We start from the raw sequence: 25,402 nt of genomic DNA on the forward strand, positions 1-25,402 counted from the left end.
TTTAGAAGTTACCCATGGAAAGGAATCCGTCGACGGGATCGAAGTCGTTGACGAGTTTTTTGCCCACGAGGTCTTTCAAGGCTTCTGTGGCTCCACCGCCCAGTGTGCCGTAGCGTACGCCGCGGTAGATGCGCGAGATGGGATAGTCGTCTGTGAAGCCATAGCCACCATGGACCTGCAAGGCTTCGTTGGCGACGCGAATCGCCATTTCGTTCACAAACATCTTGGCCACGCCTGCCTGATAGGGGTCAGGGAAAGGGTTGGCCGAGAGCGCTGCCTGATAGAGCAGGGCGCGACCAGCTTCGATGTCTCTGTACATTTCAGCCAGCTTCCATTGAATGCCCTGGAAATTGGCAACTGCCTGCCCTCGGATGGTGCGCTCACGCACGTACTTGATGGCTTCTTCGAAGGCGGCTTCAGCCATGCCGAGCGAGATGCTTGGATTCAGGCAACGCTGTGTGTTGAAAGCGCTCATCAGCTGTTTCATACCGCCTTCACGCAAGATCACGTTTTCGAGCGGAACCTCGACGTTGTTGAACTGAATCTCTGCCAGGTATTCGCCCCCCATGGTGTGATAGCGAGCGGTGACTTCGAAGCCTGGGTAGTTGCGATTGACCAGCACGCAGCCTATGCCATGGCGTCCGGGAGAACCATTGATACGCGTGAACACCACAAACCACTCGGCCTCGTTGGCGCGGCTGATGAGCGTCTTCACACCATTGACCACGGCGTGTGTGTCCTTGATGACGGTGTTGGTCTTGTAGTTAGGGACGTCGGTGCCTGCATGCGGCTCTGTCATGCAAACGGCAAGGTGGACCTTGCCTGCGGCAACCTTAGGCAGAATATCGCGCTTCATGGATTCAGGCGCGTACGTGGAAATCACGCGAACCTGAACGCCCAGCATGCCCATCAGAGCCATCGCGGTAACGTAGCAGCCCTTGGCAACCTCTTCAACCACCAAAGCCGTGTCAAAAACAGGCAGATTGGAACCGCCGTACTCTTCTGGTATGGACATGCCAAGGATGCCGATTTCTGCCAGTGCATCCAGGTTTTCCCAAGGGTAGGTGCCATCCAGGTACTTGATGGAGTTTCCGCGGAAGTCCTTGGAGTGAGACAAGTCGCGTACAGCACCCACCAGGGCACGTTGTTCATCGGAAAGCTTGAGTTGGACGGGGTTCATATGAGACTCTGTTGGTAAGGCGAAAGAAATTCTTGATTCAGGCAGGGTTGGAGGCTTGGTCCGAGGCGCGCAGCGCTCGTTCAAGTGACTCCCTATGGTCCGGGTGTGCTATGGCCAGCAAGCGTTTGGCACGTTCGGTCAGGGAGCAACCGCGCAGATGAGCCACGCCGTGCTCGGTCACGACCACATCGACCTCGACACGAGGCACGGTGACAGGTCGGTTGCCCAGCGAAGCCACAATTCGAGAGTTCTTGCCATCTGGCGTGGTCGAGGGAAAGGCCAGAATGGACTGCCCACCGGGCGACACTGTGCCTGCGCGTATGAAGTCCACCAGACCGCCGATGGCGCCCAGATAGCGGCCGCCTGCAATTTCAGCGTTGGCCTGGCCCGAAAGATCCATCTCGATCACGGAATTGATCGAATGAAATGCGGACAGCGATTGAGCGGTGCTGATCTGGTGTGTGTACCCTGCGTTGCACAGCTCTACGAGCTTGCTTTGCTCAGCAAAATCTCGCAAGCGTTGCGTGCCGAAGAGGCCACCGGTCACTGTGCGGCCCACGTCTGCACCCTTGTATGCGTTGGTGACGATGCCTTGCTCGACAAGGTCCACCAGCACATCAGAAACCACCCCGGAATGCACACCAAGCTCCTGGTGATGATTCAGGTACTTCGCCACAGCGGCCGGCAGAGTTCCGATGCCGAGCTGTACAGTGGCGCGGTTGGGTATGAGCGCGGCAACACGTGCAGCTACCTCAAGTTCTACCGAGGATGGTGCAGGGTCTGGCATGTCGATGATGCGGCTGTCGCCGTCTACCAGCCAGTCAATGTCTGACTCATCTACACAGGCGTCGCCGCCCATCAACGGCAGCGAAGGATTGAGCAATGCGACGACCACGCGGGCGCGCTCAATCATGGCCTGGGTGAAGTCAGCGATCACGCCAGTTGTAAAACCACCGCTTGGAAGAGGGCGCACCTGGATGAGGGCTACATCCACTCTGAGCCGACCGCTTCTAAGCAAGGCGGGCATAGTGCTGATCTGGCAGGGAATGATGTCTGCCAAGGCGGTGACTCTGCGGCTGGTGCCCGCGCCATTGAGTGCGCGAAAGTCAAAGTGTTCCGCAAGTTCCGGGCGCAGTGTGGGCGACTGAGTCAGGCCAAACTGAAGTGCCGGGCGGCTCAGTTCCGCCCGTTGCTCTACCAGGCGCTCAGTCAGGGCCAGAGGTTCGCCAGGACCCTGAGGCCAGGCAATGACATCACCTGGTACCAGTAACTCGGCGAACCGCAGTTGAGTGAGAGATATCTGCTTCATTGCTTATTCAGTCCAAAATGACGTGTGAGCTAACCCACCGTCTGAGCAAAACCACCGTCTGAGCCATTCCGCCGTTCGGGCTGAGCTTGTCGAAGCCTGTCCTGAGTTTGTCGAAGGGTCTTGCACAACGCTTCCTTGCTTCGACAACTTGGGACGGGCCACGCTGAGCGAACGGCTATCCGAGGTTCGGACGCGGTCCAGAGATCGGTCTTCTTGCTAATGACCTCAGTCGATCTGGATGTTCTTCTCGGTGATCAGCTTGCTCCAGCGATTGACTTCTGACTTCATCAGGTTGGTGAACTGCTCGGGCGCGCCTGGCGTGGTGGTCGCGGCTTCGCGCGCCATCGCTTCTTTCACATCGGGCTGGGTGAGAGCCCAGTTAAGTTCTGTGTTGAGCTTGCTGACGACAGCAGCGGGCATATTGGCGGGGCCCAGGAGGCCATACCAGGCTTCCAACTGGAAGTCTGGAAGACCAGCTTCAGATGCCGTTGGAATTTCTGGAGCCAGCGGTGAGCGCGCTGCACTCGTGATGGCCAGAGCCCGCATCTTGCCGCCACGGATATGAGGCAGCACCGAGGCCAGGGTAGGCAGCGTCATCTGCAAGGAGCCTCCCATCAGATCGGTGAAGGCGTGGCCAATGCCTTTGTAGGGCACGTGGGTCATTTCGATCTTCGCGGCGGAGGCAAACAGTTCAGTTCCCAGATGGTTGATGCCACCGATGCCGGCAGTCCCGTAGTTCACGGCTTTCGGATTGGCGCGTGCCAGTGCAATGAACTCAGAAAGCGTATTGGCCTTGACCTGGTTGCCCACAACAATCACGAACGGGGTTGCGCCCAGTAGACCAATTGGCTGTAGATCCTTGAACAGGTCATACGGCAATTTCTTGCCACTGGCGGCATTGGTTGTGACAGATGTGGATGCGAACAGCAGGGTGTAACCATCAGCTGGAGATTTGGCCACGAAGTCTGTGCCCAAGGTGCCGCCGCCGCCACCTTTGTTCTCAATGACGACCGCATGCCCCAGGCGGGTGCTCAACTTGGCTCCCACCATGCGCGACAAGATGTCATTGCTGCCACCTGGTGTGAAAGGGACCACCAGTTTGATGGGTTTTGTTGGAAAGGCTGCTTGTGCATTGGCTTGTAGCGGAAGCAGTGCGCCCGCGCCAGCAGCAAGCATCATTCGGCGGCTGATGTTTCTGAAATCGCTCATGTTGTCTCCTTCAATTAGTTGTTTGGGTCTTGATCGCGCGCTATGAAACCGTCATGTGACAGGGCTCAAGGCTTTGATGAGTTCACGGGCATCGCTCTGTTTTTCAAGCTGATTGACCTGAGCGCGTAGCCGGGCCACGGCATCGTCGCCGAGGGGGCGAATCGACGCGCGCATGCAATCGTGGGCTTTGCCATTGAAGTCATCCTCAGACATGGGGGCATCGGGATGCCCCAGGGGCACATCCACGCGTTCACGGTGAACGGTGCCGTCGTCCATTTCAATTTCCACCAGCACGGGCGAGATATTGCGGCCCGCCTGGCGTTCAATGTCGGCATCAACGGATGCGTCCACTTTGCTGGCGAGGGCGAGCAGATCCTTTCGTACCAGAGATGCGTCCGCAAAATGATCCATGCCCACCCGGCCGTCTATCAGCGCCGTGGCTACGGTGTAAGGAATACTGAACTGTGCTTGAACGATGGTCTTAGGCGCCTTGCGCACCTCTACTGGAGTGCAGACGGCTTGGTAGGCCTGGTGATTCAAACCGACTCGAATGGCCCGGATGCGGTCCACCCGCTGTCCAATCGTCTTGCGCAAGGTCAAGGCCGCACTGATGGCAGGATGATTGAAGCGGCAGCAAGGAAAGGGCTTGTAGCTCAGTTGGGTGAACTCGAAGCGTTCGCCCAAGCCATCTCGCAACACGGCGCGGTCGCACCGGTCATGCAGGTAAACCCTCAGAAAGCCGTCTTCGCCTTCGAAGGTTTTTTGCGCTCCGCGAATACCGACACGCGCCATCTGTACCGAGATCAGTGCTGCCATGGCTGCGAAGCCCGGTTGCATGCGCTTGGTGAGCGCAGCATCCCGGGTGACCTGATGGTTGCCGGCGACCTGCGAGTAATCTATGCCCAGTGCGTTGATCATCTGGGTTTCGTTCAATCCGAGCACGCGTCCGGCGGCCACGGTAGCGCCAAAGTGACCGAACAGTGAGGTGTACATATACCCGCTCTCGATGATGCCAATCTGCGTTGCAACACCAATGCGGCAAATGGTTTCCAGGCCGGCGGCCACGCCCGCGATAAAGTCGGAGCCAGACACGCCGCCCGCAAGTTCCGCAGCCGCTAGAGCGGCGGGCACCACTGAAACACCCGCATGGAGAACGGCTGCGTCATGTGTATCGTCGTAGTCCCTGGCGTGCGCCATGGCACCATTGACCCAGGCGGCCTGATGGGCGGGCACCTTGTCTCCGAAGACCAGTATGCTGGCTTGCGGCGCGCCGCCCCACTGAGTGGCCAGACCATGAAGTTCCGATATGCCTGCGGCGCTCGAACCGGCGGCAGCGCACGCCAGGGTGTCGAAGATATTGGCTTTGGCGGCCAATACGGCCTCTGGAGGTAGAGTATCCAGCGACAGCTGAGTGGCGAACCGGCTAAGGGTGACCGCGTAGTCTTCTGTCGTTGTCTCTTGCATGAACCAGACCTTCTATGGATAAGTGGGGCTAGTCTAGAAATGGAAGCCCGCTGTGTCCATGGCGTTTTTCGGAACACCGTCTTCATGTCTCGTGAAGGTTCGGTTGATCCATGGGCTTACCCTTGGAGGAAAATGGGTCAAACAGGCAACTTTTGAGTTGTCACGCTCATTGAGAAGCGACAATGGGCGCCGCGCTGGCCAGCCGAGGCAGTTGCCTAAGAAAATGGAGCCAACACCATGTTGATTGATCTTGTTCAGCTACGCACTTTCGTGGCCGTGGCCGAAGAGCAGCATCTCACCCGTGCTGCGGAGCGCTTGCACATCAGTCTGTCCGCAGCCAGTGCCCACGTGCGCGCCATAGAGGAGCATCTGGACACTCAACTATTTGTGCGCACCAATCGAAGCCTGGAGCTTACCCAGGCCGGCGAGACACTGGTGCGCAAAGCCAAGCTGCTGTTGAACGAGGCGGTGCTGTTTTCGTCCTTTGCCAGCGAACTGAAGGGAAAGATCCAGGGAACCTTGATGGTGGGAACCAGCAGCGATCTCACCGCCAACCGATTGGGAGAAGTGGTTTCTGACCTGCGCTCGCACCACAGGCTGATCAAGGTCGATTTGCGGGTGCGCCCCTCATCCAGTACACGCCAGGGACTCAAGAACGGGGAATTGGACATAGGTGTGCTGCTGGACCGCCCCACGGATGCCGCACTGGTCTACCATGAACTGACGCGAGTGCACTTCAGCATCGTCGGGCCAGTGAGCTGGAAGGAGCAGATCGAATCGGCCAGCTGGCAAGAATTGGCGGATCTTCCCTGGATCGCGCCTGCAGACAGCGGCATGGCTTATTCAGCGGTCTTGCAGGAGGTATTTGGTGCCAGGGGTCTCACGCTCAACACCGTCATAGGGTTTGATAACGCCACCTCCGCACGCGCACTGGTCGAGCGCGGGGCAGGTGTGACGTTGGTCAGGCGAGAGCACGCTGTAGAGGGTGAAGCGGCAGGGCGCCTGGTCGTTTCGCCCCTATCCGTGCCGTCTCAGTATTCTCTTTGCGCCGCGCACTTGGCGAGCCGGCGTAATGACCCGCTCATCCGGGCATTTCTGGATTCCGCAGCGCGGGTCTGGCCTGAGGTAACTACCCTGAACGTGGGTTCCGACACGGGCGTGTGAACAGCCCAAGGCCTGAGCCGTTCGCGTTGGCCCGTCCGAACGCGACAGGCTATTTAGCCTAGCTCCACGGTGACAGGCGCGTGGTCGCTGGGCTTGGTCCATTTGCGCGGAACACGGTCCACACTGCAAGCCTTGACTTGCGGAACCAGAGGCGTGCTGACCAGGATATGGTCAATGCGCAAGCCCCGGTTTTTCTGGTAGCCCAGCATGCGGTAGTCCCACCAGGAAAAACTCTTGGGAGGTTGGTCGAACATGCGGAAGGCATCGTGCAGGCCGAGGCCCAACAGCGCCTTGAAGTGATCTCTCTCCACGGTGGTGTGATGAATGGTTTCAGCCAGGCCCACGGGGTCGTAGCTATCGCGGTCTTCAGGCGCGATGTTGAAATCCCCCAGCAGCACCAGACGCGGGTGAGCTGCCAGTTCGTTGCGTAACCAGCTTTGCAGGCCATTGAGCCAATTCAACTTGTACTGAAACTTCTCGGAGCCCGGCTCCTGACCATTGACGAAGTAGCCGTTGACCACACGAAGTGGGCCGTTGGGCGTTTCTACCGTTCCCGCAATGACGCGAGCCGATTCATCTGCAAAGCCTTCTATGTTGCGCGCGACGTTGGCCACGGGCGAACGAGAGAGCAGGGCGACGCCGTTGTAAGTCTTCTGTCCGAAGGCAACCGCTTCGTACCCAATCTCACGCAGCGCATCGTGCGGAAACTTGTCGTCGGTGAGCTTGAGCTCCTGCAAAGCCAGCACGTCGACGGGGTTGGCAGTGAGCCAATCCAGCACGTGCTGCAGTCGGGCGGTGAGGGAGTTGACGTTCCAGGTAGTGATTTTCATAGGCCTGCCAACTATATATTTTTATTGCCGGCTGTATTGAGTGGATAAGTTTTTCTTAAGTGAAAACCCGATTGTTGATTGTCGGACAATCAAACAAACTAACCATCTTTGAAATTGGTCTTGACCTATGACTGCTCCAATCGTTCGTATCAGCGGGTTGCACAAGTGGTTTGGCGAAAACCATGTACTCAAAGGCATTGACTTTGATGTCCAGCCGGGTGATCGGGTCGCGGTTCTCGGATCCAGTGGTTCTGGCAAGAGCACATTCCTTCGATGCCTGAATTTCATGGAGATACCCACGTCCGGAAGCATTGAACTGAAAGGCAAGCGCATAGGCAAGCCATCTGGCCTGGACGCCAAGGGCGAGCGTACGTCTTATTCGCAGAGCGAACTCTCGGAAGTTCGCAAACAGGTCGGCATGGTTTTCCAGCAGTTCAACCTGTTCCCCCACATGACGGTATTAGGCAATGTCATGGAAGGGTTGACCACCGTGCTTGGGCTTGAGGCAAAGATCGCCCGGCAGCGTTCCATGGCGCAATTGGAGAAGGTTGGTATGGCGCACAAGGCGGATGCTTATCCAGGGCGTTTGTCTGGTGGTCAGCAACAACGGGTTGCTATTGCCCGCGCTCTTGCGATGGAACCTGAGGTTCTGTTGTTCGACGAGCCGACCTCGTCCCTGGACCCAGAACTGGTGGGAGAAGTCTTGAACGTTATCAAGGACCTGGCTCAGGAGGGGCGGACGATGCTCCTGGTGACTCACGAACTGGGGTTTGCCTATCACTACGCGAACAAGGTTCTATTTCTTGCGGACGGTCAGTTCTACGAGACAGGTACCCCTGACGAGGTGCTCCGAAACCCGCAGAAAGAGCGGACGCAACGCTTCCTTGAGCGGTTTACGGCATTCAGCTTCTGAAGCCGAAGCCGCCCCCTCTAGATTCTTGAAGGCCAACTATGCAACTTTCCCCCCAAGCTTCAACAACCAGTTCCCAGGCGTATCGCGCGGACGATAGAAACGAGACAGTGCTTGTCTATATCAACGGAGAGTATGTTCCGCGTCAGGAGGCGCGCATCTCCGTTTTTGACGCGGGCTACGTCTGCGGTGACGGGGTCTGGGAAGGTGTTCGTCTTGTCAACGGCAAAGTCATTTCCTTCGACCTGCACGTCAATCGCCTGTTTGAAGGTGCGAATTCCATTGCCATGGACATCGGGTTGTCCCGAGAGGAAGTCAAGAATGTCATTACCAAGACATTCGAGACCAACGGCATGGTAGATGGTGCTCATGCCAGGTTGATGGTCACACGCGGTGTCAAGAAAACGCCCAATCAGGACCCGCGTTTCATCATCGGCAAGGCGACAGTCGTGTGCGTTGCCGAACACAAGGTCGTGGACGCCTCTGCAAAGAAAAAAGGGCTCTCGCTTTACACGTCCACTATCCGTTGCAGTGCTCCTGATGTATTCGACCTCCGCCTCAATTCCCACAGCCGCCTGAACTTCATACAGGCGCTGATTCAGGCGATCAACGCCGGAGCGGATGAGGCCATCATGCTGGACCCGCACGGGTTTGTCTCCAGTTGCAATTCGACTAATTTCTTTGTGGTCCGGGATGGCGCGCTTTGGACCTCATCGGGACGCTACTGCTTCAATGGCATTACCAGAGCGACCATTCTTCGTCTTGCGCGAGAAGCTGGCATTCCCGTTCACGAAGGCGACTACACATTGGCTGAGACCTATGCAGCACAAGAAGCTTTTGTGACGGGAACATTGGGCGGCATTACCCCCGTTTCCATGATCGACGGCCGGAGGGTGCCCACCGAGGGCATGGGCTCGCTCACCAGTCGCCTCAATGATCTGTATCAGCAGTACATCATTGCCTGAGTTTCCAACTCCTCATAACCAACCTCTGACAGGAGCTTCCCATGACCGTTTTTTCTCGCTCTGCGGCTCTTCGCCGCACCATCGTTGCAGGGCTTGCCTGCATGGGCCTGCTGGCTGGGGCCGCCACGGGCGCCCAAACCCTTGATAAGGTCAAGCAGTCTGGACAGTTGAAAATCGGCGTGGCTGCAGGCGATCCTTGGTATTACCGTGACCCGGTATCTGGCCAATGGAGTGGCGTAGGTGTCCTGGTAGGCGAGCAGATTGCAAAGAGTATGGGCGTCAAGATGATTCCTGTCGAGACGACTTGGGGGAACAGCGTAGCCGGTCTTCAGTCGGGTCAATTCGACGTGATGTTTGTGCTTGACGCAACAGAGGAACGCAAGCGAGCTATTGACTTTCCGGCCACACCTCTGCTTTGGTATGCGCAAGGCGTCTTGGCAAAGGATGGTCTTGTTGCGAAGAACTGGGAGGATCTGAACAAGCCCGACGTTCGCATCGGCGTGGCTCTGGGCACTGCAACGGACCGTGATCTAACCAAGCGCTTGCCGAACGCCAGGATTGAGCGCTTTACCAATACCGACGAGACCGTGGCCGCGTTCAATGCAGGCAGGGTCGATGCGATTGGCTTTTATCACTCCGTGCTTGCCATCGCTTACTCCAAGATCAAGAAAGGCAGTGTGCAAGTGCCTAAACCCGTCGTCGCTATCCCCACCAGTGCGGGTGTACGCAAGGAGAAGGAACCCGCCTTTCGGGACATGCTAGACCAGCAATTCAAGAAGATGTATGACTCTGGCCAGACTCAAACTCTCTATAGCCAATACCTCAAGACCAAGGGGCTCGATCCGGAAAAACAACCCGGTGTGACCAAAGAAGCTCTGGAAAAATAAATAGCCGACTAGGCGCAGCCGTCATGAACTACGACTGGGATTTTGGAGCTGTCTGGGAATACCGCCAGATGTTCCTGGACGGGGCGCTCGGTACGCTCAAGATTGCTGCCGTGGCGATCTTTGTTGGCGTAATCATCGGTGCTCTGCTGGCAACCATGAGGCTTTCCATGCGCAAGTGGTTGATGTACCCAGCCCTGTGGTTCACCGAGTTCTATCGGAACACGCCGCCCCTGGTTCATTTCTTCTGGGCGTTCTACGCATTGCCCGTCTTGATTGGCGTCAGTCTGGATCCGTATGCCGCGGCCATCATTGCGCTGTCGACACAGTCGGGTGCGTTCTATGCGGAAGTTTTCCGTGGCGGGGTGATCTCGGTGGACCGTGGGCAGTGGGAAGGAGCCCGCGCCTTGGGGATGAGGCCCATGTGGGTCCTGCGGCGGGTGATCTTGCCGCAGGCGACGCAACGCATGCTGCCCCCGTTTCTGGAGCGTTCATTTGAGCTCATCAAGACCACCGCGCTCGCATCTACTTTGGCATATTCCGATCTGATGTATCAGGCAATGCAAGTTAATTCGATCACGTTCCGGCCGCTTGAGGTCTACACCGTCGTTGCGGGCATCTTCTTTGTCACCTTGTTGACCTTGAGCATGTTGGCCCATGTTGTGGAAGCTCGTCTTGCGCGCTCCTCCGATTCTTTTGCCGGGTGACAGCCATGCAATTTACTTGGGACTTCACTCCGGTATTTCAGAACTACTACGTGCTGCTCAAAGGTGTAGGCATGACAGCCTTGCTGTGGGTCATCGCGTTCCCGGTCTCGATGTTGATCGGCTTTTTTATTTCGCTGGTGACTGGATCGAGAAACCGAGCCGCCAATCTGGTGGGACGAGGCTATGTCGAGATCTTTCGCAACACACCCGTGATTATCCAATTGATCTGGTTTTTCTACGCGTTCCCCATCCTGACAGGTCAACAGTTGACACCTATCGTGGCTGCACTGTTTGGTCTCGTACTGAATGCATCGGCGTACTGTTCGGAGATTTTCCGCGGTGGAATCGCTTCCATACCCAAGGGGCAATGGGAAGGTGGGCGAGCGCTAGGGATGAGCCGCCAACAATTGATGAAGCGAATTATCGTCCCGCAGGTGTTCTCGCGCATGCTGCCTGCGTTTACTAACCGTGGAATCGAACTTGCAAAGAATACTTCTATCGCCTCTGTCATTGCCGTGCAGGAACTGATGTATCAAGGCAGAGCGCTGTCTTCTGCTTTCTACCGGCCCCTCGAGATTCTGACGGCGGTGGGCATCATTTATTTCCTCCTGATCTACCCCGGTTCGTACCTGGCGTCTCGGCTGGAAAAGCGATACGCCGCGCGCGTATGACGGTCGTGTGAGGTTTTCGAAGGACAATCACCCCATCATGAGCAGCATCCCAAAATTTGCACCCGTTCCCACGTTGACGAGGCGCGACCAAGTGGCCGAGACGCTGCGCAAGGCCATCCTGGCCGGGCAAATTCCTCCTGGAACTCAACTGATCGAGAGCAGGCTCGCCAACGATATGGAGGTGAGCCGTGGACTTCTCCGTGAGGCCATCAGGGAGCTGATAGAGAGCGGCTTGGCTCACAACAGGCCTTACGCCGGTACCTTCGTGACCGAAGTTAACTCGGACGTTCTGCGCGATGTCTATGAGATGCGGCGGGTCATGGAAAGGCAGGCCTACGCACGCATTTGGCCCTTACGCGACCTGGGTTTCCGGACTGAGTTGAGCCGCCGTTTTGCGCAGATGATCGCTGCGGTCGAGAGCGATGATCTTGGGGATGAGATTCGCGCAGAGGCACATTTTCACGGCCTCGTCTATGAGCGCTGTGGCAACCATCTGATGCCGTCCTTCTGGCAGCAGATGACCCAAAAAATTCAGCTCGGGTTTGCCATCTGCCAGATCGCCCACGCCCCCAAGGTTGACTTCGAACAGAACCACCGAAAATTCCTTGAGTGCGCATTGGGTGATAGTCTGGATGAGATGTTGGCCGAATTGGATATCCATCTGGATCGTGGGCTTGCAACCATACAGTTCGAGGCTGACAGCACGTCTCACGCGTCGTTGGCTGTTCTGAAGTAGTTCTTGCAGCAACCTGGGCAACTCCAGGATTTGGAAAGGCTGAGCGCTGGAATCCGGCGTTGACCCGCCTGGCATTTGCCCCCTTGTACTTACCGTCCCCTTGAGGGGGCGGAAGCAGCGCATGCGGTACGCGGCCATCAATGATGTGCACGGCATTGACCCCGCTTTTGGCGGCATCCAGGGCGCCAGCAATCTTGGGCAGCATGCCACCACTGATAGTGCCGTCTGCGATCAGATCGTCAATGCCGGCCGGCGTAAGTTCCGGCAAAAGCTGACCTTGCTTATCCAGCACGCCAGGAATGTTAGTGAGCATCCACAGAGCCCTCGACACCTCTCTGCAGTCTGAGCCCAATCCCCAAGAAAAAGTGGTTAAGGCATCTCCGGGATAATTCCCGCATCAGCGCCCGGCATCCGCGATAGGTTTTGCAGAGGCTCCTTAACCATTTCGGGTATTTATGGAAATCAAGGTCAATTTTCTCGACAAGCTCCGGCTGGAAGCCAAGTTTGATGATTTCACGGTAGTCGCCGATCAGCCCATTCGCTACAAGGGCGATGGCTCGGCACCTGGCCCGTTTGATTATTTTCTGGCCTCATCGGCTCTGTGCGCTGCTTATTTTGTAAAGCTCTATTGTTCGACCAGAAACATCCCGACAGAAAATATTCGCCTGTCGCAGAACAATATTGTCGATCCTGAAGACAGGTATCAACAGATCTTCAAGATCCAGGTAGAGCTGCCGGAAGACATATCCGCCAAAGACCGCCAGGGCATCTTGCGCTCCATTGAGCGTTGCACGGTCAAGAAGGTCGTGCAAGCAGGCCCTCAGTTTGTTATCGAAGAAGTGCAGAACCTGGATGCGGATGCTCAGGCGCTGCTCACGCTGAATCCGGCCTCTGACGCCAGCACCTACATTCCTGGCAAGGATTTGCCCTTGGAGCAGACCATTGCCAATATGTCAGCAGTATTGGCAAACTTGGGCATCAAGATTGAGATCGCCTCTTGGCGCAACATCATTCCCAACGTGTGGTCGCTGCATATTCGTGACGCGCACTCGCCCATGTGCTTTACCAATGGCAAGGGATCGACCAAGGAAAGCGCGTTGGCATCCGCCTTGGGCGAATACATTGAGCGACTGAGTTGCAACCATTTCTATGCGGGTCAGTTCTGGGGTGAAGAGCTTGCTGAGGCGGATTTTGTTCATTACCCGAACGAGCGCTGGTTCAAGCCGGGCCCGGACGATGCACTGCCGCCAGAAATCCTGGACGATTACTGCCTGGAGATCTTCAACCCGGATGGCGAGCTGCAAGCTTCGCACCTGCATGACACCAATTCGGGCTTTGTAGAACGCGGCATCTGTTCGCTGCCTTTCACGCGCCATTCCGATGGCGAGACCGTGTACTTTCCCACCAACCTGGTGGAGAACCTCTACGTCAGCAACGGCATGAGCGCAGGTAACACGCTGGCTGAAGCTCAGGTGCAGTGCTTGTCCGAGATCTTTGAACGAGCCGTCAAGCGCGAAATCTTGAACTCCGAGATTGCGCTGCCCGATGTGCCCGCAGATGTGCTGGCCAAGTACCCCAGCATCTTGGCGGGTATCAAAGGCTTGGAAGAGCAGGGGTTTCCTGTGCTGGTAAAGGACGCGTCGCTAGGCGGGAAATACCCCGTGATGTGCGTCACCTTGATGAACCCGCGTACAGGCGGCGTGTTTGCCTCATTCGGAGCACATCCCAGCCTGCAGGTGGCTCTGGAACGGAGTTTGACCGAGTTGCTGCAAGGTCGCAGTTTTGAGGGCTTGAACGACTTACCCCGGCCTACCTTCAACAGCAATGCGGTGACGGAGCCCAACAACTTTGTGGAGCACTTCATTGACTCCAGCGGCATCGTCTCCTGGAGGTTTTTCAGCTCCAAATCTGACTACGATTTTGTAGAGTGGGACTTCTCCGGAAAAGGCGAGCAATCCAACGCGGACGAAGCGGCCGAACTTTTCGGAATTCTGGAAGAAATGGGCAAGCAAGCCTACGTTGCGGTGTATGACCAGTTGGGTGCCACGGCCTGCCGGATCCTGGTTCCAGGCTACTCAGAAGTCTATCCAGTGGAAGACCTGGTCTGGGACAACACCAACAAGGCCTTGCTGTTCCGCGCCGACATTCTGAATCTGCATCACTTGGACGATTCCAGCCTCGAATCATTGCTGGATCGACTCGAGAACAACGAATTGGATGATTACGGTGATGTCGCCACGCTGATTGGCATCGAGTTTGACGAGAACACCGTCTGGGGCCAGTTGACCGTTCTCGAACTGAAGCTGCTGATTCAACTTGCACTGCAGCGGTACGAAGAAGCTCAGGAGCTCGTTGGAGCGTTCCTGCAATACAACGACAACACCGTTGATCGTGGCTTGTTCTATCAAGCCTTGAATGCGGTGCTTGAAGTCGTGCTGGACGACGAGCTTGAGATCGAAGATTTCGAGGCCAACTTTCGGCGGATGTTTAGCGACGAGCGTATGGACGCCGTGCTGGGCTCGGTCGATGGCAGTGTCCGATTCTTTGGGTTGACGCCGACCAGCTTGAAACTGGAGGGCCTGGACAGGCATCACCGGCTGATGGATAGCTACAGGAAGCTCCATGCGGCAAGGGCTCGCGCTGCGGCAGCGTCTGTTGTGCCCGTTTAGTCAGAAATCCGCGTTTCGCCATTCACGCCAGTGAAGACAACTTTGTCCAGGCTTCTGTCCGCGGGCCGTTGGCTCGTCGTCTGTGGGTGTTTCGTCATGACCGGCATGGCAGTACCCACAGCCTGGGCGAGTGATTCTGATAAAGCCGCCTACCGCGTACCCCCGGACTTGTTTGCGAGCGACCCGCGCGGCCCACACCCTATAGGCACTTTTGAGGAGCTCTGGGTCAATGACCGCATTGATGATCCAAGCACTTCCAATGCAGGTGACGCACGCAAGCTGATGGTCCAGGTCTGGTATCCGGCGGCTGTCCTGGAGAATCCGCGCAAGGCGCCGTATGCGATCAGCCCACAGCTCTATGCGGATGATCACTGGGTGCACAAGCTGGCCCATGTGCGTACTCAATCCATATTGGACGCATCGCTTGCGACCGGCAACAACCGCTACCCGGTTCTCATCTACAACCACGGCGGCACGCATACCCACTTCAGCGGTACGTTTCAGACGGAGTTTCTCGCCAGCCACGGCTACATCGTGGTGTCCATAGGGCATTCAGGTGCCAACGAAATCCGCCGCTTTCCAGATGGAACATCCTACTCAAACGATGGCCAGAAATGGAGAGGGGAAGTCACTGATGGAGGCAAGCTTTCTCGTCGCGAGCAACTGGAAATAATGCTGGCTTCTTCCGATGTGAGCCTGTATGTCCAGGACATCAGCTTCGTGCTCGACCGGTTGACCCAACTGGATAAAAGCCCCAAGAGCCGCCTTTTCTCCCGCCTTGACCTCGAGCGGGTGGGTTCATTGGGTTGGTCTCTTGGGGGCTTTACGTCACTGCAAGCCACGCGTGATGAACCACGTGTCAAAGCAGCAGCCAATCTCGATGGTTGGCCACATGGCCTGCTTGGGCCAAGGGGAGTGGTCACCTTGGGCAGCGAACGGCCAGTTCTCCTGATGTTCGGGGGTGAGGGCCCCGTGCCTCAAGCCCGTGGCAAGAACATCGAAGCAGACGCCGCGCGCATTGAGATGAGCAGTGCCGCCGCCTTGCATTACTGGACCATGCTGGACAGAACTTCAGCAGATTGGTTTCACATCACTATGGATCGCACCGATCACGGTAGCTTTGCGGATACCAGCCTCTTCAAAGCTCACGATGCGCGCATGCTGCATCCGCGCGCTGCGCATGCCATGATCAACGGATACGTACTGGAGTTCTTCGACCGGTATGTGAAGGGCGCGATCCATGAATCGCCTCTTCTGACGGGTAAGGTGAGCTACCCGGATGCCGCTGTTCTACGCCGCCTGCAGCCCAAGTAACACATCGCACATCGATTCAGGGTAATTCCCGCCTGTCGAGAGCGCCGATCGCTGGGTTGCGATGCACCTCCAACCCAGGTCCGCTAAAGTCCGCACCGTTGCCACTCTCCCGATCGATCACCATGGACATGCGTGCGATTTACTATTTCGTCAATGCTTATGAGGAGCGCAGTTTCACCGCAGCAGCGGAGAAAGTACACGTTGTTCAATCGGCTTTGAGCGCGCAGATCCGTAATCTGGAAGAGCAGTTTGGAGCACCGCTTTTCGAGCGCGGAGCAAGGGGCGTGGTGCCCACCCCTGCAGGACAGCGCCTGTATGAACTCAGCTTGCCGCTGCTGCGCGATCTGGCGGCGGCGGAGCAGGAGGTCATCGATCTGGTCCAAGGCAAAAAGATCACGGGATCGCTGCGCATTGGCCTGCCTTCGTCCATTTGCAGGGGCATCCTGGGGGGTGTGTTGCGGGAGTTCCGAGAGCGCTATCCCAAGGTGGATGTGAGCATCGTGGAGGCCTATCACCGCACGCTGACGGAGCAGGTTCAGGCCGGGCAACTGGATGTGGCGCTGGCTGCCATGCCGCAGGAACACAGCGGCCTGGCGTTTCACTCCAGCATACGGGATCTGTGCGTGATGGTCTCTGGGCAGCCCATACACGGCAAGTCTCTCACGCCGTGCGATCTGACGGCGCGCGATGACCTCAAGCTGGTCGTGCCTTCTGACCGCCATCTGCTGGGTCAAGCCATCAGTACGCTCATTGCCAGCGGCGCCGTGAAACCCCGCTCGCTGATGCGGGTCGATGGCACTATTGCGACAATGGAAAGTGTGCTTGCATCAGATTGGGCTTGCCTGTCTCCCATGACCGCGGTGGTTCATGAACTCGACTCGAAGGAATACTTCATCTACCCGGTGATCAATCCGGACTTGCGCTTTGATCTCTACCTGGTTCGCGACCAACGCAGACCGCTGACACCCGCCGCCAGAGCCTTCGCGGAGATTCTGGAACGCAGATTGGTTGAAGTGCGTGCGCTATGGGACGCTGCCGTAAGCGAGCACGGCAAGTCGCTCTCATAGCTCCTCGGCAACCTGAGCTTGCCCCCGGAAAAACTTGGGGCATGTGCCGAACGAGTCATCGGATTGAGTGATGGTTGCCATCCATTTAAATCGCTTTTGCTGAATTGTCTCGCTGACTAGTATTGCGGTCATTCACAAAATGACCGAGACAAAGATGGATCCGATGATAGAGAGCGCGTGCCGCAATGAGGCACTGCTACGCCAGTCTCTGGAGGACGCGGACGTGGTACCCGCACTGATGGTCCTGGCCCAGTTGACAGACGAAAGCGCACTGCTGGAGGAGGCCGCTCCCTACATTGAAGGGGCATGGAGCTATCAACAAAAGATTCCCCCTGAGCTGGCAAAACGTATCAGAGAGCGCCTGATAGGCGTGCTCCAGGACTACGCACAAAGTGAACGACCAGTGCCGCGCGTTGTTCCTGATGAACGCTTGCAACGCATCATGAGCGTGGGTGCCGGGCAGCAAGTGCCCGCATCTTATGTGCCGCTGCTGATTGAAGAAATGCGGCTCGCAGATCAAGACCCACGTGCCGTGCACTGGCACTCCGGTCAGGCACCGGAGTCGGTAGAGGATTTCCGGGTGGTGGTCATAGGTGCCGGCTTGTCTGGCATTTGCGCCGGCATACGTTTGCGGCAGGCGGGCATACCATTTGTGATCCTGGAGAAGAATCATGAAATGGTGGGAACCTGGTTCGAAAACGACTACCCAGGCTGTGGTGTGGACACGCCCAACCACTTTTACTCCTTTTCCTTCAACCCCAAAAACGACTGGTCTCACCACTTCGCCAAGCGGGATGAGATCTTCGAGTATTTCAGAGACACCGCCGAATTGCACGACCTGCGCCGCCACGTGCGCTTTGGGGTTGAGGTTACGCGGCTTCAGTACCACCAGAACGTTGGGACCTGGAGCATTGAATTGCGCAAGGAAGATGGGGCTCTTGAGACGCTGGACGCTCAGGCGGTCATCAGCGCTGTAGGTCTTCTTAATCGGCCTGCGCTACCGGCCATTGAGGGGCTGGATGAGTTCGCCGGCCCGAGCTTTCATACGGCACGGTGGGACCACGGGGTTGACCTGAAGGACAAGCGCGTGGCCATGATAGGTACAGGGGCCAGTGCCATGCAAGCTGGCCCGGAGATAGCTCCTCACGTCGCCAAGTTGACACTCTTTCAGCGTTCTCCTCACTGGGCGGCGCACAACCCCAACTACCACAAGCCTGTGAGTGCAGGTCAGCAGTGGGCTCTGGAGAACATCCCATTGTTCACGGAGTGGTGCCGCTTTCTATTGTTCTGGGCAGGCTCTGATGGTTTCCACGATACGCTGCAGGTTGATCCGGACTGGACGCAGCCCGAGTTGTCGCTCAATCGCGATAACCACGCCATGCGGGAAGTGCTCATCTCACATATCCGGCGCGAACTGGAAGATGACGAAGAGCTGATCGCTAAGTGCGTTCCCAACTACCCTCCCTATGGCAAGCGCATGCTGCGTGACAACCATTGGTACCGCACGCTGCGCCGCCCTAACGTGGCGCTTGAGAACGGTCCGATCGAGCGCATCACAAACGACGCAGTCGTGATGCAGGACGGTACTCGTCATGAAGTAGACGTTCTGATTCTCGCCACCGGCTTTCATGCGGGCAAAGTCCTGTGGCCTTTGGAGATCTCCGGGCGCGATGGCCTGAACCTGGCAGATGCCTGGAAGGGCGAGAATCCTCGCGCCTATAAAGGCATGACCATGCCGGGCTTTCCGAACCTGTTCGTGATTTGCGGCCCCAATACGGCGCTGGCACACGGTGGCAGCCTTGTATTCCACACCGAATGCCAAGTGAAGTACATCATGCAGGCCTTGCGCGCCATGCTGGAAAACGACTGGCAAGCGATTGAAGTACGTGAAGACATCCATGACCGCTACAACGATGAGGTCGATGAACGTTGCCGCGGCATGGTGTGGTCTCACCCAGGGGTGAGCAGTTGGTACAAAAACAGCGAGAACCGCGTGACCATCACTTCACCTTGGAAGTTGGTGGACTACTGGGAGCTCACGCGCGAGTTCGAGCCGGATGACTATCTCGTTACTCCCAGTGCCATCGTCCCTGCGATTTCCCCTGCGATCGCCATCGTCAATGACCCCGCCGACCAATCTACCGACGAAGCCGCCGGCCAATCGGCATAAGAACCCTTAGCCCGCAATTTTTTGATCTGACATGATGCAATTCGAATCTTCCTACACCGTGCGCGGCGTCAAGCTGCGAATGTTCCGAGGCGGGCAGGGCGAACCTGCGCTGTTCCTGCACGGTGCAGCCGGCTTGAGCCACTGGACGCCATTCTTTGAAACCATGTCGCACGGGTTCGACTTCATTGCTATCGAGCACCCAGGCTACGGTAAGTCGGATGCGCCTGAGTGGATTTCTTCCATGGGCGAGTTGGCGGCGTTCTATCTGGACGTGATTGAGGGCCTTGGTGTAGATCGCGTCCACCTGATCGGCAGTTCCCTGGGGGGCTGGTTGGCGAGCGAGATTGCCGTTCGAAACAGCACGCTGCTGCGCAGTCTTACCTTACTCGGTCCGGCAGGATTGCGGCGCGATGATATTCCCGTGCCCGACATGCTGTCCTGGACGCCGCAAGAAGTAACTCGAAAAGCTTATTTCGACCAGTCCATCGTGGAGCGCATCCTGTCCATGGAAATGACGCATGAGCAGAAACAGATGCTTGCCAAGAACCGCGCCAGCACTGCGCGTTTGGGCGGTGGACCCACAGGATTTTTCAATCCAGTCCTGGAAGGCCAGTTGAATGCGCTCATGACACCTTCGTTGGTGTTATGGGGGGACACCGATCTGATTTGTCCCACGCCATACGCTGAAGTGTGGAGCAAGGCACTGCCGCGTTCGCGCAAGGTCATCTTGCCGCAATGTGGCCATCTGCCTCACTTTGAGCAACCGGAAGAGACGGCTCGGCAGATCCAGGGATTTCTGACGCAGCTCTGAACGCCTGGAGGCTTTCGCCAGATTGGGGATGGCCCGCTCTCTCAAACTTTCCGAATTTTTTTCCGGAATTCCCCGCAATGGGCACCAGACCCGTTTTCTTAACTTTCAGGAGACAAGCATGAACATCAGGAATCTATTGGCTTCGGTAGCGGCTGCGTTGACGCTGGCCGTAGCCCCTACGGTGTCCGCCAACAGCAACACCATCCGCATCGGCACTTTCAACCCAGCGACGGGGCCCGCCGCAACGATTGGCGATCCTGAACTCAAAGCCGTTCGGCTATGGGTGAAGTTGCTCAACCAGAAGGGCGGTATTGACGGTCGCAAGATTGAGTTGGTTGAGTACGACGATCAGTCGAAGTCGGCGATGGCTGTGAGTTACATGAAGCGCATGATCGAGAACGACAAGGTGGACATCGTCGTCGGCGGCGGTGTTTCAGGCCATGCGCTGGCCGCCGCTCCCATTGCAGAAGCCGCTGGCGTGCCGTTTGTGGCCATGGGCACCACGAGCCGCCTGACGGAGCCTGTGCGTCCGTGGGTGTTCAAGGTCGCTGCTGGCGAAGCGCTCACCGTGCGCAAGACGCTTATTCACATGAAGAATCGGGGTGTCACCAAGGTGGGGCTGTTGTCTTCCACTTCGGCTTTCGGCGTTTCTGGTCAGCAGGCAGTGCGGGAGCTGGTTCCCGCCATGGGCATGACCCTGGTGGCGGATGAGCAATATGCTGACAACGACAAGGACCTGTCTCCCCAACTCAATACCATTCGGGGCAAAGGTCCGGATGCGGTCTTTGTGTTTGGCCTGGGTGCGGGCGCTGCGCTGGCTGCCAAGAACTTCCACCAGTTGCAGATCGGAAAACCCTTCTACGTGGCCACCGGCAATGCTACTGAGCGCTTCATCGAACTGGCAGGACCAGGTGCAGAAGGTGTTCTGATGTCCACTGTGGCGATGCCGATTGTTGATCAGCTGGCAGACAGCGACCCGCGCAAGAAGATCATCCAGACGCTCAAGCACGAGTATGAGAAGGAATACAAGATCGAAGTGTCGGCGTTCGCTGCAACCGGCTACGACGGCTTGATGATCGCAGTGGATGCCATCCGCCGCGCGGGCGGTGCGCACGACAAGAAAAAGGTGCGCGAAGCGCTGGAGTCGACCAAGGGCCTGGTGATGATCAACGGCACCTACACCTACACACCGAAGGACCACGCTGGCCTGGATATCGATTCCGTCTACACCATGCGTGTAAAAGGCAAGGGCTTCGCACTGGAGAAGGACGCACCTTAAGGCGCGCCCGGACCTCTGACAGCAACCGCATCGGGATCGACCAATGGATGGTTTTCTGCAGCTGGCGATCTCCGGTGTCGCCATGGGTTCAATCTATGCGCTGGTCGGCTTGGGCTACGCGCTGATCTACAACGCCAGCCACGTGGTCAATCTGGCGCAGGGAGAGTTTGTGATGCTCGGAGGCATGGGTGCGGTCTCGCTCGCCGGCCTTGGCATGCCGCTGCCAGTGGCCATGTTCCTGGCTGTAGTGGGCACGTCCCTGGTCGGATTACTGATGGCGCGCTTGACAATAGAGCCTCGCAGGCAAGCGCCTGTACTCACGCTCATGCTGCTGACCATTGGCCTTGGCATTGTCTTCAGGGGCATTGCCATGCTGCTCTGGGACAAGGAAGTGCATACGCTGGCGCCCATCGGCAGCGGTGAGCTCATTCAGGTGATGGGTGTCACTATCGTGCCCCAGACCTTGTGGGTCATCGGTCTGATGATCGTCGCAGTGGTGGCAGTAGACAGCTTCTTTCGGCGCAGCCGTCACGGAAAGGCTATTTTGGCGGCTGCAGCGCACCCCATGGCGGCGCAGTTGTTCGGAATCAAGATCGATGTGGTGCTTCGGTGGAGTTTCACTCTTTCAGCATTTCTGGGTGGCCTGGCCGGCGTGCTCGTGACGCCGCTGACTTTTACCTCGTACGACGTAGGTCTGAACCTGGGCGTCAAAGGCTTTTCAGCGGCCATTATTGGTGGCATGGGCAACGGCCTGGGAGCGGTGGTGGGCGGCCTGCTGCTCGGATTGACGGAGTCGATGGCTGCAGGCTATCTGTCGTCCAGCTACAAGGACCTGATTGCGCTTTTGGTCATCCTGGCGGTCATGTTGCTGGCGCCACAGGGAATCTTCGGTGCCCGCCACAAGGAGCGTGTATGAAATCCGGTTTCTTGCAACCGCAGACTGGCGGGCTGGTTGCGCTGGCGGCCATCATGGCCTTGCTTCCGCTGCTCATCACCAGTGACCTCTACTTCAACGTAGCCAACAACATAGGCATTCGTGCCTTGCTGTGCCTGGGCCTGAGCCTGCTACTAGGATTTGCGGGGCAGATCAGCCTGGGACATGCGGGCTTTTTCGCCATTGGCGCGTACAGCTCTGCCTTGCTCACTTCTCGGCTGGACTGGCCGGTACCAGTGGCACTGCTGGCGGGCGCGAGCTTGTGCGCGCTCATTGCGCTCATCATTGGCCGTTCCATCCTTCGTCTGCGCGGTCACTTGCTGGCTATGGCTACGCTGGCCATGGGCTCAATGATCTACATCATCCTCAATCAGAACGTAGCTCTTTTTGGTGGGCCGGATGGCATATCCGTCAAGCCGTTTGAGGTGGGCGGCTTTCGTCTGCAGGGCGGTGTGCAGTGGTATATCGCGATCTGCTGTGCCTTGCTGGCGGGAACCTGGCTGGCGCTGAATCTGGTGAATTCGCCTATAGGACGGGCGCTGGTGGCGATCAAGGGATCCGAGGTGGCGGCAGAGGTCTCTGGCGTGGACATTGCGCGCTACAAACTGTTGATCTTTGTGGTCTCAGCCGTGTATGCCAGTGTCGCGGGGAGCCTTTTCGCCCACTACACCGAATTCATCACACCGGGGGAGGCAGATCTGCTGTACTCGTTCGAGATGCTCATCATCGTTTTGCTGGGTGGCATGGGATCGATTTACGGCGCAATCGTGGGTGCAGCGATCCTGATGTCTCTTCCCCACTTGCTCACCTGGTTTCATGACTACGAGACCTTGGTCTTCGGTCTGGTGCTGGTGTTTACCGTCTTGTTCCTGCCACGCGGTCTGCTGCCGACGTTGCAGCAACGCTGGCGCAAGAGGGGGAACTGATGCTGCAGGTACAAAACATAGAAATGCGCTTCGGGGGAGTGCAGGCTTTGTCGGGCATCAGCTTCGAGGTCCCGCCGGGCAGCATCATGGCCGTCATAGGACCTAACGGGGCAGGCAAGACGACGCTTTTCAATGTGATCAGTGGCCTGTATCGCCCTACGAGCGGCAGCGTTCTGTGGGAAGGGCAAGACCTCACGCGTGTGGGCCCGCACCGCTTGGCGGGGTTGGGTGTAGCGCGGACTTTCCAGAACCCTCAGGTTTTCGAAGGAGCCACCGCACTCCAGACCGTGCAGATTGGCAGTCACCGCTTTGCCCATCGTGGCCTGATAAGCGCGTTGTTTCGCTTGCCAGCCTACCGGCGTGAGGAGCGTACGCTGCGTGAGCGCAGTCTGGAGTGGCTGGATTTCGTGGGCCTGGCTGATGCGGCGGATATGCCAGCGGCCGAGCAGTCCTACGGTGCCATCAAGCGGCTGGATCTTGCGCGCGCCATTGCGTCCGAGCCAAGATTGTTGCTCATGGACGAGCCAGCGGCGGGTCTCAATGGCGCTGAGACGGAGCAGCTCAAGCGAATGATCCAGGCGATCGCCGCTCGGGGCATCACGGTGTTGCTGGTCGAACACGACATGAAACTGGTCATGGAAATTTCACACAGCATTGTGGTGCTGAACCTTGGCCAGGAACTGGCCAGAGGAACGCCCGCACAGATACGCAGCAACCCCTCTGTTCTGGCTGCCTACTTAGGTGCTGAATCGCTGGAGGCCGCATGAAGTTGCTCCAAGTACAGGAAATGCGAGCCGCCTATGGCCGCATTGAAGTGCTGCACGGCGTGTCCCTGCACATAGACGCCGGTGAGATCGTGGCCTTGATAGGCGCCAATGGCGCAGGCAAGACTACCTTGCTGCGAACATTGTCGGGCGTGCATCCGTTGGCCTCCGGTGGCATTGTCTTTGGCGGGGAAGACATGAGTGCACAGCCGTCACAGGTGCGATTGCGCGCTGGCATGGCGCAGGTGCCTGAGGGGCGTCAGGTCTTTGGACCTCTGAGCGTGCGCGACAACCTGCTCATGGGGGCGTACGTGCGCGATCAGGCAGAGGTCCCGCAAGACATAGAGCGCGTGCTGGACATGTTCCCTATCTTGCGTGAGAAGCAGCACTTGCCAGCCGGCAGCCTGTCGGGCGGGCAGCAGCAGATGTTGGCACTGGGTCGCGCTCTGATGGCCAGGCCGCGCCTGCTTCTACTTGACGAACCCAGCATGGGGTTGGCCCCGGTTATCGTGCACGAGGTCTTTCGCATCATCCGGCAATTGCGCACTCAGGGCACGACCATCCTGCTGGTGGAGCAGAACGCGCACCTCGCACTCACAGTGGCAGACCGCGCCTACGTGATGGAGTCGGGCCGCATTGCATTCACAGGAGACAGCCGAGCTGTCCGCTCCGACCCGATGGTGCAAAAAGCTTACCTGGGACTTTGACGTCGGAAGACGCACCGCTGAAAAAAGCCTTGCCTACTTGTCGGCGCGGTTGATCTTATGCAAATAAGAGTAATTCTCATTGGGTGCCTATAATCGCGGCGTTCCCCGTCCAACTTCGCGCTAAAGATTCAGCAGCCGCCACATCTCAGCCACCGCAGGACGGGCGTCGTCATCGCATTTTGGTTGGGATGTATTTGTGGCTGCGCATGTCTTGGATGAACCGGGAAGTCTGGAAAATCTGTATTCCGCCCATCATGGCTGGCTGCAGGCCTGGTTGCGTCGGCGACTGGGCAATTCGTTTGATGCGGCGGATCTCGCACACGACACTTTCGTGCGCGTGCTGTGCAAGGACGCGCCGCTGGTCATTCAGGAGCCGCGCGCGTTTTTGACTACGGTGGCGCAGGGTGTCGTTTTCAACCATATTCGGCGTCGCAAGATTGAGCAAGCCTATATGGATGCGCTCGCTCTGGTGCCCGAAGAAGTAGCGCCATCTCCGGAATCTCGAGCCATCATGCTTGAAACTCTGGTGGAGATAGATCGTTTGCTAGATGGCCTGCCGTCGCTGGTACGCCGCGCCTTCCTCTTGTCGCAGCTTGACGGCCTGCGCCAGTCGGATATTGCGTTGCAGCTGGGTGTGTCTATTCCTACGGTGAAGCGCTACATCGCCCGAGCGCTGGAGCAGTGCTGTTTCCAGGACTGACGCGCATCGCGCCTTGCGTTAGCACACCTTAA

23 protein-coding genes and 1 pseudogene are annotated in these 25,402 nt (G+C 57.6%); 18 read left to right on the top strand and 6 right to left on the bottom strand.

Going from position 1 to position 25,402, the window contains the following annotated elements; genetic code table 11:
• Position 1 precedes the first annotated feature (1 nt).
• The 4 genes from ABIE13_RS00685 to ABIE13_RS00700 form a co-directional block, all read right to left on the bottom strand.
• Complete coding sequence (locus tag ABIE13_RS00685; protein ID WP_354440266.1) at positions 2-1,180, bottom strand: acyl-CoA dehydrogenase family protein; 1,179 nt, start codon at positions 1,178-1,180, stop codon at positions 2-4.
• Positions 1,181-1,217: 37 nt separating this feature from the next.
• Positions 1,218-2,489 (bottom strand): acetyl-CoA hydrolase/transferase family protein, encoded by a 1,272-nt coding sequence (locus ABIE13_RS00690; RefSeq protein WP_354440268.1) that lies wholly within the window; start codon positions 2,487-2,489, stop codon positions 1,218-1,220.
• Between the two features lie 225 nt (positions 2,490-2,714).
• Positions 2,715-3,698, bottom strand: a complete 984-nt coding sequence (locus ABIE13_RS00695; protein WP_354440270.1) for a tripartite tricarboxylate transporter substrate binding protein — start codon at positions 3,696-3,698, stop codon at positions 2,715-2,717.
• 51 nt (positions 3,699-3,749) lie between these two features.
• The gene (locus ABIE13_RS00700; protein ID WP_354440272.1) at positions 3,750-5,162 is read right to left on the bottom strand and encodes an MmgE/PrpD family protein; all 1,413 of its coding nucleotides are present in this window, start codon (positions 5,160-5,162) and stop codon (positions 3,750-3,752) included.
• A gap of 237 nt (positions 5,163-5,399) precedes the next feature.
• Here ABIE13_RS00700 and ABIE13_RS00705 point away from each other — a divergent pair, with 237 nt between their 5' ends.
• Positions 5,400-6,326: a LysR family transcriptional regulator gene (locus tag ABIE13_RS00705; protein ID WP_354440273.1), complete on the top strand. Its 927-nt coding sequence runs from the start codon at positions 5,400-5,402 to the stop codon at positions 6,324-6,326.
• 53 nt (positions 6,327-6,379) lie between these two features.
• Here the strand turns inward: ABIE13_RS00705 and xth are convergent, their stop codons facing one another.
• Positions 6,380-7,156 (bottom strand): exodeoxyribonuclease III, encoded by a 777-nt coding sequence (gene xth / locus ABIE13_RS00710; protein WP_354440275.1) that lies wholly within the window; start codon positions 7,154-7,156, stop codon positions 6,380-6,382.
• Positions 7,157-7,283: 127 nt separating this feature from the next.
• Between xth and ABIE13_RS00715 the strand changes: the two genes are divergently transcribed.
• The 6 genes from ABIE13_RS00715 to ABIE13_RS00740 are packed head-to-tail and all read left to right on the top strand — an operon-like array spanning position 7,284 to position 12,029.
• Positions 7,284-8,069, top strand: coding sequence for an amino acid ABC transporter ATP-binding protein (locus ABIE13_RS00715; protein ID WP_354440277.1), 786 nt, complete (start codon positions 7,284-7,286; stop codon positions 8,067-8,069).
• A gap of 38 nt (positions 8,070-8,107) precedes the next feature.
• Positions 8,108-9,031 (top strand): aminotransferase class IV, encoded by a 924-nt coding sequence (locus ABIE13_RS00720; RefSeq protein ID WP_354440278.1) that lies wholly within the window; start codon positions 8,108-8,110, stop codon positions 9,029-9,031.
• A 41-nt stretch (positions 9,032-9,072) separates the two neighbouring features.
• The gene (locus tag ABIE13_RS00725) at positions 9,073-9,918 is read left to right on the top strand and encodes a transporter substrate-binding domain-containing protein (RefSeq protein WP_354440280.1); all 846 of its coding nucleotides are present in this window, start codon (positions 9,073-9,075) and stop codon (positions 9,916-9,918) included.
• A 23-nt stretch (positions 9,919-9,941) separates the two neighbouring features.
• Positions 9,942-10,622: an amino acid ABC transporter permease gene (locus ABIE13_RS00730; protein ID WP_354440281.1), complete on the top strand. Its 681-nt coding sequence runs from the start codon at positions 9,942-9,944 to the stop codon at positions 10,620-10,622.
• Positions 10,623-10,627: 5 nt separating this feature from the next.
• Positions 10,628-11,293 carry an amino acid ABC transporter permease gene (locus ABIE13_RS00735; RefSeq protein ID WP_354440283.1) on the top strand — a complete coding sequence of 222 codons (666 nt, stop codon included), beginning with the start codon at positions 10,628-10,630 and terminating at the stop codon, positions 11,291-11,293.
• Between the two features lie 37 nt (positions 11,294-11,330).
• Complete coding sequence (locus ABIE13_RS00740) at positions 11,331-12,029, top strand: GntR family transcriptional regulator (RefSeq protein ID WP_354440284.1); 699 nt, start codon at positions 11,331-11,333, stop codon at positions 12,027-12,029.
• Positions 12,030-12,141: 112 nt separating this feature from the next.
• On the opposite strand, the pseudogene ABIE13_RS00745 reads toward ABIE13_RS00740, so the two are convergent.
• Positions 12,142-12,348 (bottom strand): annotated as a pseudogene (locus ABIE13_RS00745) (amino acid kinase family protein); the annotation flags it as partial.
• 136 nt (positions 12,349-12,484) lie between these two features.
• On the opposite strand from ABIE13_RS00745, the gene ABIE13_RS00750 reads away from it, so the two are divergent.
• The 11 genes from ABIE13_RS00750 to ABIE13_RS00800 all read left to right on the top strand — a co-directional run bounded on the left by ABIE13_RS00750 (position 12,485) and on the right by ABIE13_RS00800 (position 25,370).
• Positions 12,485-14,698, top strand: coding sequence for an OsmC domain/YcaO domain-containing protein (locus ABIE13_RS00750; protein ID WP_354440286.1), 2,214 nt, complete (start codon positions 12,485-12,487; stop codon positions 14,696-14,698).
• 105 nt (positions 14,699-14,803) lie between these two features.
• Positions 14,804-16,012, top strand: coding sequence for an alpha/beta hydrolase family protein (locus ABIE13_RS00755; RefSeq protein ID WP_354440287.1), 1,209 nt, complete (start codon positions 14,804-14,806; stop codon positions 16,010-16,012).
• Positions 16,013-16,134: 122 nt separating this feature from the next.
• Positions 16,135-17,079: a LysR family transcriptional regulator gene (locus tag ABIE13_RS00760; RefSeq protein ID WP_354440289.1), complete on the top strand. Its 945-nt coding sequence runs from the start codon at positions 16,135-16,137 to the stop codon at positions 17,077-17,079.
• Between the two features lie 139 nt (positions 17,080-17,218).
• Entirely contained in the window at positions 17,219-19,249 is a 2,031-nt protein-coding gene (locus tag ABIE13_RS00765) for a flavin-containing monooxygenase (RefSeq protein ID WP_354440291.1), read from the top strand.
• 31 nt (positions 19,250-19,280) lie between these two features.
• The gene (locus ABIE13_RS00770) at positions 19,281-20,060 is read left to right on the top strand and encodes an alpha/beta fold hydrolase (RefSeq protein ID WP_354440293.1); all 780 of its coding nucleotides are present in this window, start codon (positions 19,281-19,283) and stop codon (positions 20,058-20,060) included.
• A gap of 118 nt (positions 20,061-20,178) precedes the next feature.
• The gene (locus ABIE13_RS00775) at positions 20,179-21,339 is read left to right on the top strand and encodes an ABC transporter substrate-binding protein (RefSeq protein WP_354440294.1); all 1,161 of its coding nucleotides are present in this window, start codon (positions 20,179-20,181) and stop codon (positions 21,337-21,339) included.
• Positions 21,340-21,382: 43 nt separating this feature from the next.
• The gene (locus ABIE13_RS00780; RefSeq protein ID WP_354440296.1) at positions 21,383-22,255 is read left to right on the top strand and encodes a branched-chain amino acid ABC transporter permease; all 873 of its coding nucleotides are present in this window, start codon (positions 21,383-21,385) and stop codon (positions 22,253-22,255) included.
• The gene (locus tag ABIE13_RS00785; protein WP_354440298.1) at positions 22,252-23,199 is read left to right on the top strand and encodes a branched-chain amino acid ABC transporter permease; all 948 of its coding nucleotides are present in this window, start codon (positions 22,252-22,254) and stop codon (positions 23,197-23,199) included. Before ABIE13_RS00780 ends, ABIE13_RS00785 begins: the two co-directional genes overlap by 4 nt.
• On the top strand, positions 23,199-23,966 hold the full coding sequence (locus ABIE13_RS00790) for an ABC transporter ATP-binding protein (RefSeq protein WP_354440300.1): 768 nt from the start codon (positions 23,199-23,201) through the stop codon (positions 23,964-23,966). Before ABIE13_RS00785 ends, ABIE13_RS00790 begins: the two co-directional genes overlap by 1 nt.
• 2 nt (positions 23,967-23,968) lie before the next feature.
• On the top strand, positions 23,969-24,670 hold the full coding sequence (locus ABIE13_RS00795; RefSeq protein WP_354441211.1) for an ABC transporter ATP-binding protein: 702 nt from the start codon (positions 23,969-23,971) through the stop codon (positions 24,668-24,670).
• Positions 24,671-24,866: 196 nt separating this feature from the next.
• Positions 24,867-25,370, top strand: a complete 504-nt coding sequence (locus tag ABIE13_RS00800) for a sigma-70 family RNA polymerase sigma factor (RefSeq protein ID WP_354440302.1) — start codon at positions 24,867-24,869, stop codon at positions 25,368-25,370.
• Positions 25,371-25,402: the final 32 nt, after the last annotated feature.

The organism is Ottowia thiooxydans (assembly GCF_040548795.1).
GTDB classification, from domain to species: domain Bacteria; phylum Pseudomonadota; class Gammaproteobacteria; order Burkholderiales; family Burkholderiaceae_C; genus Ottowia; species Ottowia thiooxydans_A.

Excerpts from the sequence above, each read along its gene's own strand:
- ABIE13_RS00685 (WP_354440266.1), bottom strand. The coding sequence starts at position 1,180 with ATGAACCCCGTCCAACTCAAGCTTTCCGATGAACAACGTGCCCTGGTG.
- ABIE13_RS00690 (WP_354440268.1), bottom strand. The coding sequence starts at position 2,489 with ATGAAGCAGATATCTCTCACTCAACTGCGGTTCGCCGAGTTACTGGTA.
- ABIE13_RS00695 (WP_354440270.1), bottom strand. The coding sequence starts at position 3,698 with ATGAGCGATTTCAGAAACATCAGCCGCCGAATGATGCTTGCTGCTGGC.
- ABIE13_RS00700 (WP_354440272.1), bottom strand. The coding sequence starts at position 5,162 with ATGCAAGAGACAACGACAGAAGACTACGCGGTCACCCTTAGCCGGTTC.
- ABIE13_RS00705 (WP_354440273.1), top strand. The coding sequence starts at position 5,400 with ATGTTGATTGATCTTGTTCAGCTACGCACTTTCGTGGCCGTGGCCGAA.
- xth (WP_354440275.1), bottom strand. The coding sequence starts at position 7,156 with ATGAAAATCACTACCTGGAACGTCAACTCCCTCACCGCCCGACTGCAG.
- ABIE13_RS00715 (WP_354440277.1), top strand. The coding sequence starts at position 7,284 with ATGACTGCTCCAATCGTTCGTATCAGCGGGTTGCACAAGTGGTTTGGC.
- ABIE13_RS00720 (WP_354440278.1), top strand. The coding sequence starts at position 8,108 with ATGCAACTTTCCCCCCAAGCTTCAACAACCAGTTCCCAGGCGTATCGC.
- ABIE13_RS00725 (WP_354440280.1), top strand. The coding sequence starts at position 9,073 with ATGACCGTTTTTTCTCGCTCTGCGGCTCTTCGCCGCACCATCGTTGCA.
- ABIE13_RS00730 (WP_354440281.1), top strand. The coding sequence starts at position 9,942 with ATGAACTACGACTGGGATTTTGGAGCTGTCTGGGAATACCGCCAGATG.
- ABIE13_RS00735 (WP_354440283.1), top strand. The coding sequence starts at position 10,628 with ATGCAATTTACTTGGGACTTCACTCCGGTATTTCAGAACTACTACGTG.
- ABIE13_RS00740 (WP_354440284.1), top strand. The coding sequence starts at position 11,331 with ATGAGCAGCATCCCAAAATTTGCACCCGTTCCCACGTTGACGAGGCGC.
- ABIE13_RS00750 (WP_354440286.1), top strand. The coding sequence starts at position 12,485 with ATGGAAATCAAGGTCAATTTTCTCGACAAGCTCCGGCTGGAAGCCAAG.
- ABIE13_RS00755 (WP_354440287.1), top strand. The coding sequence starts at position 14,804 with ATGGCAGTACCCACAGCCTGGGCGAGTGATTCTGATAAAGCCGCCTAC.
- ABIE13_RS00760 (WP_354440289.1), top strand. The coding sequence starts at position 16,135 with ATGGACATGCGTGCGATTTACTATTTCGTCAATGCTTATGAGGAGCGC.
- ABIE13_RS00765 (WP_354440291.1), top strand. The coding sequence starts at position 17,219 with ATGACCGAGACAAAGATGGATCCGATGATAGAGAGCGCGTGCCGCAAT.
- ABIE13_RS00770 (WP_354440293.1), top strand. The coding sequence starts at position 19,281 with ATGATGCAATTCGAATCTTCCTACACCGTGCGCGGCGTCAAGCTGCGA.
- ABIE13_RS00775 (WP_354440294.1), top strand. The coding sequence starts at position 20,179 with ATGAACATCAGGAATCTATTGGCTTCGGTAGCGGCTGCGTTGACGCTG.
- ABIE13_RS00780 (WP_354440296.1), top strand. The coding sequence starts at position 21,383 with ATGGATGGTTTTCTGCAGCTGGCGATCTCCGGTGTCGCCATGGGTTCA.
- ABIE13_RS00785 (WP_354440298.1), top strand. The coding sequence starts at position 22,252 with ATGAAATCCGGTTTCTTGCAACCGCAGACTGGCGGGCTGGTTGCGCTG.
- ABIE13_RS00790 (WP_354440300.1), top strand. The coding sequence starts at position 23,199 with ATGCTGCAGGTACAAAACATAGAAATGCGCTTCGGGGGAGTGCAGGCT.